Here is a 2,563-nt window from a genome sequence, read left to right on the forward strand (position 1 = left end):
CGCAACCCGCTCTAGACCCACATGGCGTTTTCTTGTGCGAGAAGTGTCGATCCTGATCGGTTCAGACCTGCCCTTCGGCGTCAAGCAGATGGCGGCGCAGGAAGGCGCGACCGTCCTCTCTGCCAGCCTCCCATGTTTTCTTTATCTTCTCGCGACTCGTGAAATCAATTTTGTCGGCCGGAACGCTTTCACTCGGCTCAACGTATTGGTGCCCGGGATCGTCGGGTAGATGCCGAAACTTCCGCGTGAGTAGGATCAAGGTAGATCCTTCGTCCGGATCAGGCATCGGCGCACTGGTTGTCATGCCACCATCGACGACAGGTCGCCCCTTCCAGCCCTGTACATTGAAAACCGGTGGAATGACTGCGGCGGCACAGACCAAGTCGATCAGTTCGCCGTCTCGTGCGGCCTGGCGCGCGTCTACAAGGACCTGCTCGGCACCGAGGGAATTGGCAGAAACAATATATGGAGATGAGCGGACCGCCTTGTCGATTTCATAAGAAATCATCATCGGCAGCGTTGATAATTTTGGGTAGGATTCAATCGGTGGATGGGTCAAGAGAACCTGAAATGAAGGACCCTGCGCAATCGCGTCTATGGCGCACTGACAAAGCGTTTCGGTCACAATTTCTCGGTACATTTGCTGATGTGGCGTCATGCCATTCGACTGAAGTTCGTCCCAATCCGTCGAGATATTCTGTTCGCGTTCTTGCAGAGCGCCACCCATCACTTCGAAAAGGCGGTTCTCAACGCCACCGATGAATGCACTTGCCGAAAGTGCTCCTCCCGACACGGCAGCAATGCGGGCTGGCTTGAGGTCAATAACTTGCGCGACCACAGAGCAGAAACCACCATGCCAAAAACACCGAGTTCCACCCCCCGAAAAGACAAGCTGTTCAAAATTCGGTAAGTCTGTGTCATGCCCCATTTACGTGCTGGCCGGATTAAAGCTTCTGGTCATCTTGGTCTCCTCTCGCACCTCATACTTGCTTATGCAGATGGATTTGCTCCAATCATGTGGCCCGCAACAATGAAAATTCAACTGACTAACATCGACCTGATAGGGATGAGTTGTTGAATGTTTATCCATTTCATCCGACACTCCGATGTATAGCGCTTGCGGTTCGTCATGTCGGGTCGGTCTTTCATCAGTCGCTAAAGCTTAGCAACTGGTCAGAGATCCTGCGACCACCTCTCCGGAGCTGGCGCACGATTTCCGCGAAGAGTTCAAAGGCGAGTTCGACCGGTATTTTCGGGATGCGTCCCTCTACACCGCCTGCCTCGATGCCGAGCGCGTCAGGGTGTTTCAGGAAATGCAGATCACCACGCAGCGATACGAACGCTTCCTGAATGACAGCGCCAAATGGAGCCCGCCAGAGTGAACGATCCGGAGCAGATCGAAATGTTTCCGACCGTTTTGCGGCTGCGGCGAACGGACCCCGAGGGGGCTGTCCGCCGCTTCTACCTTGTGACGGTTCAGCGTGACCTGTTCGGAGGCGCTGCGCTTGTCGCGGAATTCGGTCAGATTGGTTCCCCAGAATCCACCACTCGGTTTTTTCCCGACGAGGGACTGGCGGTTGATGCTCTTTCAGAGGTAGCAAAGCGCAAGGTGAAACAGGGTTACGTTTAAGGCCAATAAACGAACCTCGGTGACGTTTCAGAAACGGTAGTTGTTTGGAAGAGTTTGAATGTCAACTTCAAGCCCTCTTAGGCTCCAGACTCATTGATTTACAACCAGAACAAAATGGTTGCTGCGAGGGCGATTGCTGACAGGAATACCTTTGGGCAACGATCGTATCGAGAGGCGATCCGTCGCCAATCTTTCAAGCGACCGAACATTATCTCGATGCGGTTGCGTCGTTTGTAGCGGCGCTTGTCATATTTGACGGGCCTATCGCGCGACTTTCGCCCCGGGATGCAGGGCTTTATTCCCTTATCTACAAGGGCCTCACGGAACCAATCTGCGTCATATCCTCGGTCTCCCAATAACCAGTCGGCAGCTGGCAGGCTTGCCACTAGGGCTCTGGCCCCAGTGTAATCGCTGACTTGGCCTGTGGTCATGAAGAACCGGATCGGGCGTCCAATCGTGTCGGTAACAGCATGCAACTTCGTGTTCATGCCGCCTTTGGTCCGCCCAATCAGACGTCCACGCCCCCCTTTTTCAACCGCAGGCTTGAGGCCGTGCGGTGCGCTTTGAGGTAGGTCGCGTCGATCGAGATGGTTTTATTGTCAGGTGCCTCTGCGGCCAGTCCCGTCATGATCCTCGCGAACACACCCATGTCACACCACCGCTTCCACCGATTGTAAAGCGTCTTGGCGGGCCCATACTCCTTGGGTGCATCACACCACCGCAACCCATTGCGATTGACGAATATAATACCACTGAGCACGCGCCGGTCATCAACGCGGGGCACACCATGGCTCTTCGGAAAATATGGCCGGAGCCGCGCCATCTGATCTTCGCTCAGCAAGTAAAGATTACTCATAATCACCCCTCAGTTCGAGGGGCTTGAATCATGCAGGCCTCACAGCCTCAAGCGGATTAATGGGTCCAGAGCCTAGT

3 protein-coding genes are annotated in these 2,563 nt (G+C 54.6%); 1 reads left to right on the plus strand and 2 read right to left on the minus strand.

Translation table 11 applies throughout. The features are described 5' to 3' along the window. Window positions 1-61: 61 nt before the first annotated feature. A complete protein-coding gene (locus ACOI1H_RS24810) occupies window positions 62-928 on the minus strand; it encodes a patatin-like phospholipase family protein (RefSeq protein ID WP_422440923.1) in 867 nt (288 codons plus the stop codon). A 450-nt stretch (window positions 929-1,378) separates the two neighbouring features. On the opposite strand from ACOI1H_RS24810, the gene ACOI1H_RS24815 reads away from it, so the two are divergent. Beyond that, entirely contained in the window at window positions 1,379-1,630 is a 252-nt protein-coding gene (locus ACOI1H_RS24815) for a WGR domain-containing protein (RefSeq protein WP_422440924.1), read from the plus strand. A gap of 98 nt (window positions 1,631-1,728) precedes the next feature. On the opposite strand, the gene ACOI1H_RS24820 is transcribed toward ACOI1H_RS24815, so the two are convergent. Next, window positions 1,729-2,486, minus strand: a protein-coding gene (locus ACOI1H_RS24820; RefSeq protein ID WP_422440925.1) for an IS5 family transposase whose coding sequence is annotated in 2 segments (ribosomal slippage) — window positions 1,729-2,165 and window positions 2,165-2,486 — 759 coding nt in all. Because the reading frame shifts where the segments join, the coding sequence is not laid out codon by codon here. Between the last annotated feature and the right edge of the window lie 77 nt (window positions 2,487-2,563).

This window comes from Loktanella sp. DJP18, assembly GCF_049310965.1.
In the GTDB taxonomy this organism is placed as follows: Bacteria; Pseudomonadota; Alphaproteobacteria; order Rhodobacterales; family Rhodobacteraceae; genus Loktanella.

What these genes read in the sequence shown, in the direction of transcription:
- ACOI1H_RS24810 (WP_422440923.1), bottom strand. Translation starts at nt 928, where the DNA reads ATGGGGCATGACACAGACTTACCGAATTTTGAACAGCTTGTCTTTTCG.